Consider the following 16,283-nt stretch of genomic DNA (forward strand, 5'->3'; position numbering starts at 1 on the left):
CAAATCCTCCGGAGGTGTCACTGGGCCCAGGGCAGCGGAGCGTCCGAGAGGCCCCAGTACAGGGACTTCTGGCGCTGGTAGGCGCGAATGCCGTCGCGGCCCTTCTCCCTGCCGAGACCGCTGTCCTTCATGCCGCCGAACGGCGTGGAGGCGCTGAACTGCTTGTAGGTGTTGATCCAGACGGTGCCGGCGTCGATGCGGCGCGCGAGGCGCCAGGCGGCGCGGTGGTCGCGGGTCCAGATCCCGCAGGCCAGGCCGTAAACCGAGTCGTTGGCCTGGCGTACGAGGTCGTCCTCGTCGTCGAAGGGCAGGGCGACCAGGACCGGGCCGAAGATCTCTTCCTGGCAGGTACGGGCGGAGTTGGGCAGGCCGTCGAGGACGGTGGGCAGGTAGTAGGCACCGTCGCGGTAGGCGTCGCCGTCGGGGACGGTCCCGCCGCAGAGCACCCGGGCGCCTTCCGCGCGGGCCAGGTCGACGTAGGCGGCGACCGAGTCCCGGTGCGCATGGTGCACGAGCGGCGCGACCTGGGTGCCGGGGTCCGTTCCCGGCCCGATACGCAGCTTCCGTGCCCGGCCGACGAGGGCGGTGACGAACTCCTGATAGCGCTCGCGGGCCACGAACAGCCGCGAGCCGGCGACGCAGGACTGGCCGGTGGACGAGAAGATCCCGAACAGCACGCCGGCCAGGGCCTGTTCGAGGTCGGCGTCGGCGAGCACGACGGTCGGCGACTTGCCGCCCAGCTCCAGTGAGACCGGCATCAGCTTCTCAGCCGCCGCATGGGCGATGGCCCGGCCGGTGCGCGTGCCGCCGGTGAAGCTGATCCTGCCGACCTGCGGGTGGCGTACGAGGGCGTCACCGACGACCCGGCCGGGCCCCGGCAGGACGGACAACAGGCCTTCCGGGAGCCGGAGTTCGGTGAGCGTCCGGGCGATGAGACGCCCCAGGGCGAGTGAGCCGAGCGGGGTCCACGCGGCAGGCTTGAGCAGGACCGCGTTGCCGGCGGCGAGCGCCGGGGCAAGTTTCTGCGCGTCACTGGCAAGCGGTGAATTCCACGGGTTGATCGCACCGACCACGCCGATCGGCTCGTACCTGCTCATCGTGAGGCAGTCCCCGCGGGCGGGGGTGAGGGCCTCCTCCGCGGTTTCGACGGCGGCCGCGGTGTAGCGGAAGGTGGCGGCGGCGCTGGCCACGAGGGCGCGGGTCTCGGTGAGCGTCTTGCCGGTTTCGGCGGTCTGGAGCGTGGCGAGCCGTTCGGCTCCGGTGTCGAGCGCCTCGGCGATGCGGTGCAGCAGCCGGGCCCGTCCGTGGGCCGGCAGTGCGCGCCAGGCGGGCTCGGCGGCCGCGCGGGCAGCGTGCCGGGCGGCCTCGTCGACGTCGCCGGCGTCGGCATTGGCCAGAACGGCGAGGGTGCGGCCGGTGGCGGGATCGGTGATCTCGACCGGATCGCCGCTGCCGCGCCGCCACTCCCCCGCGACGAGGATCTCGTCCGGGGTGGACTCCGGTGCCGGCACCCGTTGCTGCGCCGGCTCTTCGACGGTCATCCGCGGCCTCCTGACGGTGACTTGAGAGGGGCGGCCGAGCCGCCCGGCGCACCGGGCAGAGCTGGCCACTTCCCCACGATTACTTCAGCGCCAGAAATCTAAGCCCTTAACTATTCCCTCACAAGGGTCTGCGACGAAAAAACTTCCTTTGGTCAAACCCTTGACGACTCCACCCCCCAGGTCGATAGAACTTAAGCGCTTAGAAACTTTGCGCTTACGTACGGGAAAGCCCGAGCGAGCTCCAGACGGGCCCGCACCCCCGACGCCCTCCCCTCCCCTCGTCCCTCACCCGCCGCACCGGCGGGTCTGGAGGAATCCCGGATGAGCCTCGACACCTCCCCGGGCCGCGATGGCGGCGCCACCCGCGCTGCCATCGCGGCCCGCTTCGAACGCCTCCCGCTGTCGCGCTGGCATGTCACCGTCCGCATCGTGATCGGCGTGGTGACCTTCTTCGAAGCCTTCGACCAACTACTGATCGCCTATGCGATGCCCCAGCTGCGACAGGAGTGGAGCCTGTCGACGGCGGAGTCCACCCTGGTCCTGACCGTCGGCTCGGCCGGAATGCTGTGCGGCGCACTACTCTCCGGGCGCATGGCGGACCGCATCGGCCGGGTCAAGGTCATCGTGCTGTGCATCGCCGTCTCCGGCACGGCCTCGCTCGCTCTGGCCGCCAGCCCCGGGCCGGGCCTCTTCACCCTTCTGCGGTTCGTCCAGGGCCTCGCCATCGGCGGCGAGGTACCGGTGGCGGCCGCCTTCATCAGCGAGATCATCCGCAGCCACGGGCGCGGCCGCTTCGTCCTCCTCTACGAGCTGGTGTTCCCCGCCGGGCTCACCCTTGGCGCGCTCTGCGCCGCCTGGATCGTGCCGGTGCTCGGCTGGCGCTGGATGTATGCGCTGGCCGCCGCGCCCGGACTGCTGTGCGTACTGGTCTCGCGCACGGTGCCGGAGTCGCCGCGGTGGCTCGCCGAGCACGGACGGCAGGCCGAGGCGGAGGCGACGATGGAACTCATCGAGGCGAAGGTGGCACACGCGACGGGCCGGCCGTTGCCGCCGGCAGCACCCGCCGCACCTGCCACCACGGAGGCCGGCGGCACCGGCGGCCTGTTCAGCGGCCGCTACCGCCGCCGCACCCTCGTCGTCGGCACCCTCTGGTTCACCGGCTACTTCGTCAACTACGGCATCACCTCCTGGCTGCCCACCCTCTACGGGGCCCGCTTCGGGCTCTCGCTCCCCGACGCGCTGCTCTACTCGACCGTCACCTCGGTCTCCGGGCTGCTGGGCTGCCTGCTGGCCGCGCTCACCATCGACCGGATCGGCCGCCGCCGGATCTTCGCCCTCTTCCTGGGCGGCGCGGCTGCCCTCCTCCTCGTCCTGGCCGCACTGGGCGCCCGTACACCGGTCCAGGTGCTGCTGTGGACGTCACTGGCCGCGGTCTGCTTCTTCGGCTCCAACATCAGCCTCTACCTCTACACACCGGAGCTGTATCCGACTCGGATGCGGGCGCTGGGCTGCAGCGTCGGGGGCGCGCTCAACCGCGTCGGCGTGATCCTGGGCCCTGTGCTGGTCGGCGCGGTCTACGCCGGAAGCACCGGACTGACCGGGGTCTTCGCGATGCTGGGCGGGGTCGCACTGCTGGGGGCGCTGGTGGCGGCCGCGTGCTGCGAGGAGACAGCGGGGCGGACGCTGGAGGAAATCTCACCCTGAGGTCCAGGGCCGCGGCCCCCGTTCACCCGCCCCACCCGCGTACCAGCGGCGGATCATCCGAGTACGGTACCCGCGTGGACCAGCCGCCGGGCACGTTGTGGGCCTGGCGGTCGCGGCAGCGGATGGGGCTTCGCCTCCCCGCCTCCCCAGCAGTCCGTCAATGGCCGTGCGGCCCCTGCTTCCTGCCGCCGGCATGAAGTGAACCCAGGCAGTACGCCCTACTTCGGTGCCTGGAAGCCGCCGATCTTCTGCTCAAGCAATTCGGCCAGCCGCAGCGGGGTGCGGTCCTCGAACATCGGACCGATGAGCTGCACTCCCACCGGCAGACCCTCGGGCGACCGGCCCGCTGGTACAGCGGTGGCGGGCAGACCGGGCATCGTGGCCAGACCGGCCCAGACCAGCTGGTCGAAGTACGGATACTCGACGCCGTCGATGTCGATCCGGCGTTCCCTCGGATCGGGGTTGTGGTCGTGCGGGAACGCGGGAGTGGGCGTGATGGGACACACCACCGCGTCGAACTCGGCGAAGAGCTGCCGCCAGCCGTGACGGTGGAGCTCGCGACGGCTGTTCGCCTCGATCCAGTCGCGATGGCTGCACACCATGCCGCGCAGCATTGCCGCATCGAGACTCTGGTCGTTGGCGCTCAGTTGGGCGGCACGGGTCCGCAGCTGCTCGTATGCTTCGACGGGAAAACGTGCAACGGAGCCCGAAAACAGCAACTGCCTGTAGAGCATCGCGGCTTCGGTCAGATCGGGCAGCAGCGGACTGTCCCGCTCGACGCGGGCACCGCCGTCGACAAGCGCGTCGGCCACCCGGCCCACGCCCGCCCGCACGGCGGATCCGGTCGGAATGAGCGGATGCTCGTCGAGGACCAGGACCCGGAAGTCGCGGAGCCGTTCGTGGCGCGCGGGCGGCAGCGTCAGGTGGTACGCCACACCGAACGTCAGCGGGTCCGGTCCGGCCATGACGTCGAGCAGGAGCGTGAGGTCGCGAGCGGTGCGCGCCATCGGACCGACGACGGCGAGGTCCTGCTCGACCGGCAGGGCCGGACCGGGCGGCGGGACCATGCCGCGGCTCGCCGCCAGCCCGAGTGTCGGCTTGTGCGCGTAAATGCCGCAGAAATGCGCGGGGGTGCGCAACGAACCGGCGATGTCGGAGCCGATGGACAGCGCGCCGAATCCGCACGCCAGGGCCGCCGCCGAGCCGCCGGAGGATCCGCCCGACGTGCGGCTGTGATCCCACGGGTTGTTGGTGGTGCCGTAGATCTCGTTGAAGCTCTGTATGTCTTGCAGCCCCAAGGGCACATTGGTCTTCCCGAGCACCACCGCGCCCGCGGCCTTGAGCCGCGACACCTGCACCGCGTCCTCGGCCGGCATGTAGTCCCGGTGCGGCGGCATACCCCAGGTCGTGGGCAGCCCCGCAATGTCGTACGAGTCCTTGACCGTCACCGGAATGCCCAGCAACGGCCGGTCCTCACCGCGGGCACGCGCCCGGTCGGCATCGCGCGCGGCGGCCCGTGCACGGTCGAAGTCCGGCACACAGATCGCGTTGATCGCATCGTTGTCCCGTTCAATACGGGCGATCGCCTCGTCGGTCAGTTCCGCCGAGGTCACTTCACCGGCACGCAAGGCAGCCGCAAGTTGTTCGGCCGTCGGAAAATTCCACTTCATGAATCCGACCGTATGGGCATGGGGAAGAGGGCACGAAATGCCGCTTCGCACAACGGGGTTGATGTCCCCATACTCATCTGCTTGGCGGTCCTCGACCCGATGGCCGTAGTGCCGGCGGGACTCGTTCGGTCCGCGGGTGTCCGGCGGGCCAGCGGTGTGATGGCGCTGGACGCCATCGCGAACTGGATCGTCAACTGGCCGCAGCTGCACCGAGGGCCCCAGTCCGGCAAGGAGGGCAGCACCCGCGAAGGGACATTGCCCGCTTGAGCGCATATACCGCGCTTGCATTAGTCGCAGTTTCAATTATTGTAGTTTCAAGAGACGCCGTGATCGTCTTCCGCCCCGCACCCCCTCGCTCGCGGGCCCTTCCAAGCGGAGCACAGGGCCCGTGGGGACACGAAAGGATCTTCGCCATGACTGCCGCCGTACCCGCCGTCACCCTGAACAACGGCGTCACCATGCCGCAGCTGGGCTTCGGGGCCTTCCAGGTGGGCGAGAAAGAGATCGCCACGGCCCTGGAGAACGGCTACCGCAGCATCGACACCGCATCGGCCTACGGCAACGAGAGCGACGTCGGCCGGGCCCTGCGCTCGTCCGGCATCGCACGAGACGAGGTCTTCGTCACCACCAAGGTGTGGAACACCGACCAGGGCTACGGCAGCACCCTCGCCGCCTTCGACGCCTCGCTCGCCAGGCTTCGGCTGGACTACGTGGACCTCTACCTCGTCCATTGGCCGGCCCCGGCCCGCAACACCTACCTCGACACCTGGCGCGCCCTGGAGAAGATCCACGCCGACGGCCGGGCGCGCGCCATCGGCGTCTCCAACTTCCGGCCCGCGGATCTGCTGCACCTCCTCGACGCCGGCGGCACCGTCCCTGCGGTCAATCAGATCGAACTGCACCCTCATCTTCAGCAGGCCGAGCTGCGGGCCTTCCACGCACGTCACGGCATCGTGACCGAGGCGTGGGGCCCGCTCGCCCGCGGCGGCCTCCTGAGGCACCCGGCCATCGTCCCCCTCGCCGGCCGACTCGGCAGGACCCCGGCCCAGGTCGTTCTGCGCTGGCACCTCCAGCTCGGCAACGTCGCGATCCCCAAGTCGGCCACGCCCGAGCGCATTCGCCAGAACCTCGACGTCTTCGACTTCGAGCTCACCGACGCTGACATGGCCGCCATCGCTGCACTCGACAACGGCACCCGTACCGGCCCCGACCCCGACTTCTTCAACTGACGTCAGCCGACCAGTTGCCCCTCACGGCCCGGACCAGGGATCACGTACCGCATTCGGGTCCAGGGTGCGGTCGGTGGCCGGCGTGGGTGCACTCGCGTACTTCGTTCCCCGGAAGGGAAACGCACAGCGGGGCGGCGAGCAGCGAGCAGTATGTAGCAGCCGTGAATGGAGCCCGCTAGCTGCCCTGCCTCGGAACCGCCGACAGGCTCCTTCCGTCTGGTGGTGAGACGAAGGGGGTGAAAGGTGTTTGCATGGTTGTTTCTGTGGCTGGTGTTGGGCATCTGGTTAATCGTCGGGGCGTTCGCCTACGTGGTCTGGAAGCGCCGGCGTCAGCCCGCACGGCACCGGCGCTGGTGGGTCTTGGGGATGTGTACGGGCGCCGTGGGGTATGTCCACACACTCGCCTACGGCTTCGCTCTGACGCGACCGACAGAGGTGTGCGGGCAGCGAACCTTCGACGACGACTTTCCGCTGTCCTACGTCCGCGTCGACATGTTCCCCCCACGTCTGGCGTGCTACTGGACGGATTCGGCGGCGTACGGGCCCAGCCACCCCACGGCCGCGGGCACATGGCTGCTGTGGTGCGCGGCAGCCCTCCTGGTGGCAGGCACGGTCAGCAGGGCGATAACTCTCAGCTCGCGCACACCGCGCTGGGCCAGGGCGGGCACGGTCCTCGCGCCCGCGGTCGCCGCCGCCATCTGGGCGACTGGAATCGCCCCGCTCATGCGCCTGTCGGCCGTCGATCTCCACAATGAGTGCTTCCGCTGGCAAGTGGCTCATCTGCACTCCGCGCCCTCCGGCGAAATCGTGCATACCGAGCGCGGCTTTCTGCCGCCGGCTGTCGACTGCGTATTCACCGACGGCACCGCCAGCCTCATCCGTGTTGAAACTCTGGGACTCTCGTGCTGCCTCAGCGTGTTCCTCATCTGCTGTGCCGCGCTCAGGCTGCTGAAAGCGCCAATGCCCCTGTGAAGCCACGAACCACAGTGAATAACCTGCGTGCACTTCACCGCCTGGTGCGCCGGCCGGAGGTGTTACTCCTCGTTGAGCAGGCCGGCGCGTAGCTGGGTGAGGGCGCGGGTCAGCAGGCGGGAGATGTGCATCTGTGAGACGCCCAGTTCCTTGCCGATCTGCGCCTGGGTCATCTCCTGGCCGAAGCGCATTTCGAGGAGGTGCCTGTCCCGCTCTTCGAGCTGATTCAGGAGGGGCGCGAGAGCGTGCAGATCCTCGACGAGGTCCATCTCGGGGTCACGTTCGCCGATGAGGTCGGCGAGCGCCGTGTCGTTGCCGTCGTCGTGGAAGGTGGCATCGATGGAGGAGGCGTTGTAGCCATTGGCGGCCACCTGACCTTCGACGACCTCGTCCTCGCTGATGCCCAATTCAGCCGCGAGTTCACTGACCTTGGGGTCCCGGCCGAGCCGGCCGGAGAGCTTCTCGTTGGCCCGGGCGAGGTCGACGCGTAGTTCCTGGAGGCGGCGCGGCACCCGTACGTCCCAGGTGGTGTCGCGGAAGAAACGCCTCATCTCCCCGGTGATGTAGGGGATGGCGAGGGTGGTGAACTCGACGTCACGGGAGACGTCGTAGCGGTCGATGGCCTTGATCAGGCCGATCGTGCCGACCTGGAGGATGTCGTCCATGTCGTCACCGCGATTGCGGAAGCGGCGGGCCGCGTAGCGGACCAGGGAGAGGTTCATCTCGATGAGGGTGTTGCGCGCGTACTGATACGCGTGAGTGCCCTCTTCGAGCGTCTCCAGTCGCCGGAAGAACACCTGTGTCAGCTCCCGGGCGTCCCGGGGCGCGATGTTCTGCGGGTCTTCGATGTGCGGCAGGTCTTCCGGCGGCGAAGCCGGAGCCGGAGCCGTGCGCATGTCAGCAGCGGAATCCTGGGCGTGGACTGCGGATGTCGCAAGGCCGGCACGCATAGTTGTGCTCCCTCCTGTGTCTTCCCCGGTCGCGAGGTCCGGTACCCGCGCCCCAGTCAGGTATGCACACCGTTTGAAGCCTGGCCCCCGCGCCTTCAGCGGTCGGCATGGTGGCGGAGTCCGTCGCAGGTGCACGTCCCGCCCCCCCCGGAGATACACAGGGAGGCGGTGAATTCGGCGCAGGAGAAGCCGTTACGGATGCCCCGCCCGCCGTGGGAGAAACACATGAATGCAGGGGTGTGGTGGAAGGGCGTGAGGGCACACGGTGGTCGGAGGTTGATAACTATGGTTCCCCTGCTTCTCGTTCTTCTTCTCGCCCTGGTCCTTTTCGGTGCCGGATTCGCACTCAAGGCGCTGTGGATCGTAGCGGTGATCGTACTTGCCGCATGGCTGCTGGGTTTCGTGCTGCGTTCGGCCGGCCCCAGCGGCAAGCGAGGCCGCTGGTACCGCTGGTGACCGTAGAAACCACCGGGCCTGAAAGGGTGGATGAGACGTGGTGTTGAATCAATTATCGGCGACAGGCGGCACATCGGTGCCGCGTTCCCCGGGAGAGGACGTACCGTGCTGAAGCCCCATCCGGTGATACTGCGGGACCTTGTGAAGCAGTACGAGGTATTCCGTGACCGGGAGTCGGAGCGGAGTTCCCACGAGATCCGGCGGCAGTTGGCGGACCTCTCCTACACGCTCTGCGTCTCCACCGGCACCCGGACCGTCGAAGCGGCCCTGGCCTTCGCGGCTCGGCAGCTCGACGCGGATCTGGCAGAGGCGGCCCACGGACAGCCCCTCCCGGCGCCCCTCCAGCTCGCGAGCTGACCGGCCACAGCGGATTCCTTCTCCATAAGGCCGGTTTCCCCTCCCCATCCCTTCATGAATCGACCTTTCATGAATCGACGAAAGGATTCACCATGAGCGCCAACGAAAAGGCAAAGGCCAAGACCGAGCAGATCACCGGTAAGGCGGAGAAGTCGGTGGGCCGCGCCGTGGGCAACGAACGTATGGAGGCTGAAGGGTCGTCCAAGGAGGCCAAGGGCGATCTGCGCGACGCCAAGGAAAAGGCCAAAGACGCCGTCAAGGAGTGACGGCGTGGCATGAGGCGCGGGCGGCGGAGCCGGGAATTCGGGCTCCGCTCAGCCCAAGGGCGCAAGTGTCACTGCGGTGAGTGCGTCAACCACCGGCACGTCGGCCCCGATGCAGGAATGATCGGGGCCGGCGTGCTTTCGCTTTCCGATCCCATCGGTACAGGAACGCCGCAGCCGCCAGGTCGCGGGCCCCGTCACCTGTTGAAGCGCTCAGTGGCTAAGGCAGGGGGCCGAAGTCGCCTTCGAGGACGGTCTGGATGATCTGGGGGCGATCCCAGAGGGCCAGGAGTTCGTTGGCGATGGCCACGATGGGCAGCGGGTCCTGGTTGCCATGCACCGTGATGGCGGCAGCCGACAGGCTGCGCGGGACGGCTCCGGCGTCGAGGAGTACGCGCCACTCCTGCGGCCCGAGCCCCAGGAACTCCAGGCCGGTCAGCTTCGTGATCTCGAGCGGGTCGGCGAGCGTACCGGGGTAGGCGGTGAGGGTCCGCAGGCGCGGCAGCCCGGTAACGGGGGCGAGGCTGAAGGGCTCGTCGTCCCATACGCCGAGGGACAGCACCTCCAGACCGGGGTGGGCGGCGGCCTCGACGCTTCTCAGGCTTCTGATGTTGACATGGGCCACGGCCGGCGGCTGGTCGTCGCCACCGCCGCCGTGGTGTTTGCCGGGCCGGTCCAGCACCAGGTCGGTGAGGCAGTCGGCGAGCAGTTCAGCGCCGGTGTTCTCCTCGTGGGAGAGCATGATGATCTGGCCGACGTGGCCGCGCGGGCCCGGCGTGAGGTCGACCGCGAGCCGGTCCCCGCCTCCGTTGTCTCCGAAGGCGATCCAGCCGGGTGAGCCGACCAGGCCCTGCACGGCAGCGTGGGGCGGGGTGATGACCGCCTCGCGTGCCGCGAACTCCCAGCGGCAGTGGCGGGACGACGCGTCGGCGATGTACAGGTCGTCCAGCGCGAAGAGCTCGCAGCCGACCGCCCTGCACGCGCGTTCCGCTGCCTCGTGGTCCTCGCACCGGTCCTGCCAGCGTGACCGCGTCACCCGGTAGAGCGCCTTGAGCTCCTCGGGCAGGGTGACGCCGAGGCGCGCTTCCGCGGTGGCGATCTCCGCCTCCGTCGCGCCGGTGGCATCGGGCAGCCGCTCACGGAGCGTCCGCTCCAGCAGTGCCGGATCCGCCGAAGGGGCCGGCGCCGCCCCGGGTGCCGGCTCGGGAAGACAGCGCCAGGGGTGCGGAACGGCGCCCTCGACCAGGAGGAGCGCCCCCGGGTGCGGGGTGCCGATGCCGGGCTCCACGGCGGGGCTGGGCCCGAGCAGGCGGAGCGTGGTCTTCCCGGTCGGCACTATCTCCGCTGTGAAGGAGATGTCGTCGACACCTGCGTCCGCGAGCGCGTGACGCACTCGCTCCACCGCCTCCGCCTCGTCCCGCATGTCCACGGCCTGCGCGGCCCGCCCGGACGGGGCCAGTCGCCGCCGCAGGGGCAGACTCCAGCCCCCTCGTCCGATGCGTCCCGCCACACGGAGGGACGGGCCGGTCTGCTCCCCCGCCCCGTTGTTCCGCAGAAGCCGCAGAACGGGCTCCCAGGTCGCGAGGTCGTGCAGCGAGGGCGAGGGGGAGTTCTGATCAGTCATGCGGAGACCGTACGCGGGGCCACTGACAACGGAGCGCGCGAGCTTCGCGCCGGGTGGCAGCCTCGATCTCCCTGCGGATCGGGCACGGTCCGGTCATCTGGATCGCGGCACTGGTCACTTGTCTGCCGGCCGTCCTCATGTGGATCGCTGCACTGGCCACTTGTCTGCCGGCCGTCCTCATGCCGTATGACCTTGAGCGTCCTCCCCTGCCTCCTGTCACCGCTTCGCACCATGCGCACACTGCCCGCAGAACGAGCACGGCTCGATGGGCCCCTACGGAGCCAGGACGCGGGTGAGGGCGAGTGCGGAGGCCAGGCCGCCGCCGAGCACCACGGCCGAGGCGCCGATGACGGGGGCTCGTAGGGTCCATGCGCGCAGTTTCGGGGAGTTGGTGGCGCGGGTCAGTAGCGCGTCGCGTCCCCGGAGCACGACGAGGCCGACGCCGGTCAGGGTCAGGGCCATTCCGAGTCCGAACGCCGCCACCATCAGCACCGCGGCGCCCACCTGGCCCGTGAGCAGTCCGCTGAGGAGGACGAGGAACGCCGAGGGGGAAGGGAGCAGTCCGCCGGACGTGCCGAGGAGTGCGATGCCGCGCCAGGTGAGCAGGGAGGTGCCGGGGAGGAGGTGGGGATGGGCGTGGCAGTGGCCGTGCCCATGGTGATGCCCGTGCCCGTGCCCGTGCCCGGGACTGTGGCTGTGCCCGTGACCGTCGTGCCCCTGCTCGTGCCCGTCGTGGTCGTGCGTATGAGTCCGGTTGCTCAGATGCCGTCGTAGCAGTCCGAGTCCGACCGCGACCACGACCAGGGCGGCGATCAGTTGGAGCCAGCCGGTCAGTTCTGCGATGTCGGGGGCGTTGTCCGCGGCGAGCCACCACGCGAGGGCGAGTGCGGCGACGGATGCGGTGTGCATCACGGCGACAATGACGCCCAGCCATACCGCGTCCCGTGCTCTCCCCCGGCCGCCGACGAGGAAGCCGGCTGCGAGCGTTTTCCCGTGTCCGGGGGCGCAGGCGTGGAAGGCTCCTACGGCCGCCGCGACGAGGAGTGCCACGGGCAGTACGACGCGGTGTGCGAGCAGTCCGGACAGGTCTGTCGTCCAGACGCTGAACGGCCCCTGGGGCCCGGCCGCCGCACCGGAGGCGCCGCTGCCGGATGGGACGAGCGTCAGTGGATGGGTCGGCTCTTGGGCCGTGTGCAGGCCGCCGCTGCCCGACGGGGTGACGGAGATGGTGCGGTACTTCGGGTCGACGTCGTTGAGGGCGGTGATGGTCACGGCGAGCGTGGTCACCTGTCGGGGGCAGAGGTAGCGGAGGCGGGCACCGTCTTGGACGAGGTGCGCCGTGTCCGCGTGGTGCAGCGAACAGGGCCGGGCGTTTTGGCTCAGCCGGATGTGCGAGCCGAGGTAGTGCGCTTCGGACTCGTCGGCGGCGTGGGCTTCCTTGCGGAGTACGGCCAGATCGTCCTTCGCGGCCGACCAGATGACCTCGGCCGTCTTGCCGTGGGCCGTGACCCGGGCGGCGGGAGGCGCGCCGAAGGGGTGTGCGTCCGCCGTGCCCGCGAGACCGAGCAGCGCCAGCGTCGTGAGTATGCCGACGAGGAGAGGGCGGGCGGCCTTGGCGCCGGCGTGTCTGAGGGATTGCACAGTGGTGTTCCGATCACGAGTGCCCTGCGGGTGCCTCCCTTGTCCTGGGAGGCACCCGCAGGGCGGGAGAGAGGTACCGGCCGGTCGTCGATCAGTGCCTGGCGGCCAGTGCGTGGATCGTCCCGTCGTCGGTCAGGGCGATGACCCAGTCGCCGCTGATGGACAGTGCCGAGGCCACACCGCCGCCGAGGTTGTACTCGGTCAGCTGCTTGCCGGTGGCGCGGTCCAGGACGAGCAGGCGGCCGTCCCATGTGCCCGCGTACAGACGGTCCTTGGTCACCACGGCGTGCATCGTCGGGGAGCCCTTCCCCGCGCTGGTGCACCCCATGGCCACCCGCCACTTGTCGTCCAGGGGGCTCTCCCCTGGCAGATGTCCGGCGGGGGTCTCCCACAGCGGCTTGCCCGGCTCGGCCGCGCTGGTGTCGTAGGCGCGGATGACACCGTCACGGCCGGCGATATACGCGCGGTCGCCCCAGATGGCGGGACTGGTCAGCGGAGCCTGCCCGGGTTCGCAGGTGCTGCTGCCGCCCACCGGGGACTGCCACTGGACCGCACCGGTCTTGAGGTCGTGACCGCGCGCGCCGCTCTGGGTCATGGTGACCAGCTTCGGGTCACCCTGGGCCGGATCGGTGAGCGCGGGCGAGGAGTGGCTGTCGATGCCGCCCTGGGTGTCCTTGGCCCATAGCTGGGCGCAGTTGGCCAGGTCCATGGCGACCAGTGTGTTGCTGGAGTCCGTGTGCAGGTAGGCGGTGTTGGAGCCGGGCCGGCGCACGGCCGTGCTGTGGAACTGGCCCCAGTTGGTCGCTCCGTTGAAGCCGCCCAGCAGGTCACCGCTCTTGGCATCGCGGCACTGGATCTTGTTCCAGTCCTGGTATACGGCGACGGTACGGTCCTCGCCCTGGATGTCGAAGACGCTGACCGGACCGCCGGCCCGGCCGTAGCGGCGCACGGTGTCGCCGTGCCGCTCCTCGTTCTCGATCGTCTGCCAGACGACATGGCCGTCCCCGGCGTCGAGAGCGTAGATCCGGCCGACGGCGGTGGTCAGATAGACCTTCCCGTTGTGGAGGGTGGGTGCCGATTCGGCGTCGCCGTCCAGGTAGGTGCGCCAGATCTCGCGGCCGGAGGCGAGGTCGTAGGCGAGCATCGTGCTGTACGGGGAGTCGAACGCCCGGGAGGAGACGATCACCTTGCCGTTGGCGATCACCGAACCGTTGAGATTGAACTGCTCACCGGTGCTCGCGGCCCAGCGCAGATCGAGAGCGGTGCCCGGGTTGTCCGCACTCGCGCCGCGCCCCGCTTCGTCGCGGCCCTGACGGGTCCAGTCCTGACCGCTCTCCGGCTTCGCCAGCTCCTTGTCGGGGACCACCTTGAAGGGGTTCTTGAGGGTGGGCCATGCCTTGCCCTTGGTGTCGACGGCGGTCATCTGCGCCGTGTACGTTCCCGGCCGCAGTCCGCCTATCCGGTCGCTGACCCGGGTCCAGGAGATCCGGGCGTCGGGACAGGGCTCGGGTTTGCCGCCGGGCGGCGTGTAGCAGTTCTCCTTCCCCGTCCGGTCGTTACCGGCGCCGAACTTCAGGTCGCTCTCGCGCCGTACCGTACGGCCGTGACTGTCCCGGATGGTGAGGGTCGCGGTGGCCGGTGTGCGGCCGTCGTCCTCGGCGTACAGCTCGATGGGGAGGGCGGCGCCGGTTCTGTGGACACTGCCTGGCGCGGGGCTGACCAGGGCCGCATCGTCATCGATGTCGAACTGCCGGTGCGTACCTCGCACATAGCCGGTGTCTTCATTGCGGCGGGTGTGCGGGTTGTCGGTGATGTCCTTGAAGCTCAGGATCTTGTAGTCCGGGTGGGAGCCGTCGATGCCGTAGGTGCCCTGGTTGTTGATCTCGACGGAACGGTCGAAGACGCCACGGCGGTACTCGGCCTGCTGGTTGTGGCCGGCCGCGAACATCCGCACGTCATACTTCGCGAGTTCATCGATGGTCGGCTGCATACCGGCGCCCGGTCCCCACCGGGTGAACAGTGACCGGTGAGCGAAGAGGAGCACCTGCTTGCCGGCCGCGTGGCGCCTGAGGTCCTCTCGGAGCCACTCCAGCTGCGGCTTGAGGCCGCTCGCGTCGTAGTTGTCCTCGAGGACGACGATGTGCCGGCCGTTGCGGTCGAAGCTGTACCACTCGGGACCCATATTCCGGCGGTAGTACTCCATGCTGCCGCCGTATCCCTGGGAAGTGGCGGTACCGCCGACGTCGTGGTTGCCGACCGTCGGGTAGAAGGGCATCCCGAGTTTTCCGTCGGTCAGGCCCTTGCGCAGGATGTCGTAACCGGTCTGACGGCGCGGCTCCTGGGCGTAGTCGGTGACGGTCAGATCGCCGGTCGCGATGGCCATCGTCGCGCCGTCGACCTCGGACATCGCCTCGACCTGGCCGGTCCACTGCGGCAGCGTTCTGCGCGCCGCCTCGTCCGAGGTGTTGGACACCTCGACGTCGGAGTCCATCACCCACTTCTCGGTGGGATCGGCGGCATTCTTGTCCGGCACCAGGGCGAAGTCGATGCCGTTGTGCGGACCGTCGCCGTCAGGCACCTTGTGGAAGAACTGCGGGACGTAGTCCTTGCGCAGGGCGGGGGTATAGCCGTTGGGGGAAACCACGCTGACGAGATCGGTCTCCCGGCGGCTCGGGTCCATCCGCAGGGTGTACGACCCGTCCGCGCCGGTCGTCGTCCAGACGGCACCGTCGGTGACATCGACGCCGGACATGGGCGCCTCGCCCCCGTCCCGTACGCCATTGCGGTTGACGTCCTTGAAGACCGTGCCCTGGACGGACACCGGGTCACCGTTCGCCGCCGCCGCGGGCGTCTCGTCCGCGGCAAATGACGTCCCGGCGGTGACGGACGGCACCAGACCCGCCACCACAGCGGCACCGGCCGCGATCAGCTGCTTACGGCGCCGAGCGGTGCGACGCACCGACTGCCACGGGTGCGGGTGTGCGGACCGGTGCTGCCGCTGCGGTGAACGGCGCCGGAGTGCCCAGCGGATGGCCTGGAGCGCCATGAGGACAAGGGCCGCGCCGAGCACCACGGTGCGCCACGGGAAGGCACTGCTCGCGGGGCCCTCATGGGCGCCCCATGCATCGACGACCGGGGCCGCCATGGTCGCATTGACCGTGTTGCCGTCGAACTCGACGACGGCCTGGGTCAGTCCGCCCTTCTTCAGCATCGCGGTCAGGTCGAGTTCGTCGACATGGCAGCTCCACGCCAGCTCGACCACCACACCCCCGGGGACTCCGCCGCTGTCGCCGGCGACACCGGAGCCGCCGGCCGGACAGGAGGCGGTCAGCAGACGCGACGCCCAAGCGCCCGCCTTATCGGGCGAGACCACGTCACGGTGGACGATCAGCCTGCCGCTGGTGACGTTCTTCTTGGTGGAGACGACGAGTTCGGCATGGTGCGGCAACACATGCGCCGACGCGGGCTGCGCACCAAAACCCAGGACGAAGAACAGCAGCACAAGAGCGGCTCTGGCTGCTGCGCGAATTGGTTTCATGCGCTGGAACGCTGTCGGCGTCACAAGGCCGACAGTGAAACGATCAGTGAAGGTTTCACCTCACTACACCTAACAGGCTCTTCACCGGCACACACAGGGCAAGCAGCGCAAACGGCCTCGATGCCGAGCATTACCGGGCGGACGCCTCCCCTCCAAGACGCCGGGGCGTCTCCCTCCGGAGGCGCCGGGGAGCCCCTAACGGAGGCGCCGGGGAGCCCTCCGGAGATGCCGAGGCATCAGCCCTTGCCGATGACCAGCAGGACGAATGCCGTGACGATGACGCCGACGCGCACGAAGACAGCGCCGCCCTTCTCCCGGGCCTCGCGCCGGAGCCGCCC

At 69.4% G+C, this 16,283-nt stretch carries 12 protein-coding genes; 6 read left to right on the forward strand and 6 right to left on the reverse strand.

The features are described 5' to 3' along the window. Positions 1-17 precede the first annotated feature (17 nt). Complete coding sequence (locus CP981_RS04370; RefSeq protein ID WP_085923449.1) at positions 18-1,541, reverse strand: aldehyde dehydrogenase family protein; 1,524 nt, start codon at positions 1,539-1,541, stop codon at positions 18-20. A 321-nt stretch (positions 1,542-1,862) separates the two neighbouring features. On the opposite strand from CP981_RS04370, the gene CP981_RS04375 reads away from it, so the two are divergent. After that, positions 1,863-3,245 (forward strand): MFS transporter, encoded by a 1,383-nt coding sequence (locus CP981_RS04375; protein ID WP_085923450.1) that lies wholly within the window; start codon positions 1,863-1,865, stop codon positions 3,243-3,245. 218 nt (positions 3,246-3,463) lie between these two features. Here CP981_RS04375 and CP981_RS04385 read toward each other — a convergent pair whose 3' ends face one another. Further along, a complete protein-coding gene (locus tag CP981_RS04385; protein ID WP_085923451.1) occupies positions 3,464-4,915 on the reverse strand; it encodes an amidase in 1,452 nt (483 codons plus the stop codon). A gap of 413 nt (positions 4,916-5,328) precedes the next feature. Between CP981_RS04385 and CP981_RS04390 the strand changes: the two genes are divergently transcribed. Next, complete coding sequence (locus CP981_RS04390) at positions 5,329-6,144, forward strand: aldo/keto reductase (protein WP_085923453.1); 816 nt, start codon at positions 5,329-5,331, stop codon at positions 6,142-6,144. Between the two features lie 243 nt (positions 6,145-6,387). Beyond that, positions 6,388-7,116: a hypothetical protein gene (locus CP981_RS04395; protein WP_085923454.1), complete on the forward strand. Its 729-nt coding sequence runs from the start codon at positions 6,388-6,390 to the stop codon at positions 7,114-7,116. 62 nt (positions 7,117-7,178) lie between these two features. Here the strand turns inward: CP981_RS04395 and CP981_RS04400 are convergent, their stop codons facing one another. Beyond that, positions 7,179-8,012, reverse strand: coding sequence for an RNA polymerase sigma factor SigF (locus CP981_RS04400; protein WP_085923455.1), 834 nt, complete (start codon positions 8,010-8,012; stop codon positions 7,179-7,181). A 339-nt stretch (positions 8,013-8,351) separates the two neighbouring features. Between CP981_RS04400 and CP981_RS04405 the strand changes: the two genes are divergently transcribed. The 3 genes from CP981_RS04405 to CP981_RS04415 all read left to right on the forward strand — a co-directional run bounded on the left by CP981_RS04405 (position 8,352) and on the right by CP981_RS04415 (position 9,145). Next, positions 8,352-8,522, forward strand: a complete 171-nt coding sequence (locus tag CP981_RS04405; RefSeq protein WP_085923456.1) for a hydrophobic protein — start codon at positions 8,352-8,354, stop codon at positions 8,520-8,522. Between the two features lie 105 nt (positions 8,523-8,627). Then, positions 8,628-8,879: a DUF5133 domain-containing protein gene (locus CP981_RS04410; RefSeq protein ID WP_085923457.1), complete on the forward strand. Its 252-nt coding sequence runs from the start codon at positions 8,628-8,630 to the stop codon at positions 8,877-8,879. A 92-nt stretch (positions 8,880-8,971) separates the two neighbouring features. After that, positions 8,972-9,145: a CsbD family protein gene (locus CP981_RS04415; RefSeq protein ID WP_085923458.1), complete on the forward strand. Its 174-nt coding sequence runs from the start codon at positions 8,972-8,974 to the stop codon at positions 9,143-9,145. A 217-nt stretch (positions 9,146-9,362) separates the two neighbouring features. On the opposite strand, the gene CP981_RS04420 is transcribed toward CP981_RS04415, so the two are convergent. From CP981_RS04420 to CP981_RS04430, 3 genes are all read right to left on the reverse strand, one after another. Continuing rightward, complete coding sequence (locus tag CP981_RS04420) at positions 9,363-10,766, reverse strand: SMI1/KNR4 family protein (RefSeq protein ID WP_085923459.1); 1,404 nt, start codon at positions 10,764-10,766, stop codon at positions 9,363-9,365. Between the two features lie 273 nt (positions 10,767-11,039). Further along, a complete protein-coding gene (locus CP981_RS04425) occupies positions 11,040-12,407 on the reverse strand; it encodes a nickel/cobalt transporter (RefSeq protein ID WP_085923460.1) in 1,368 nt (455 codons plus the stop codon). Positions 12,408-12,498: 91 nt separating this feature from the next. Further along, a complete protein-coding gene (locus CP981_RS04430) occupies positions 12,499-15,945 on the reverse strand; it encodes an outer membrane protein assembly factor BamB family protein (RefSeq protein ID WP_244329542.1) in 3,447 nt (1,148 codons plus the stop codon). Between the last annotated feature and the right edge of the window lie 338 nt (positions 15,946-16,283).

Source organism: Streptomyces platensis, from assembly GCF_008704855.1.
Lineage (GTDB): Bacteria > Actinomycetota > Actinomycetes > Streptomycetales > Streptomycetaceae > Streptomyces > Streptomyces platensis.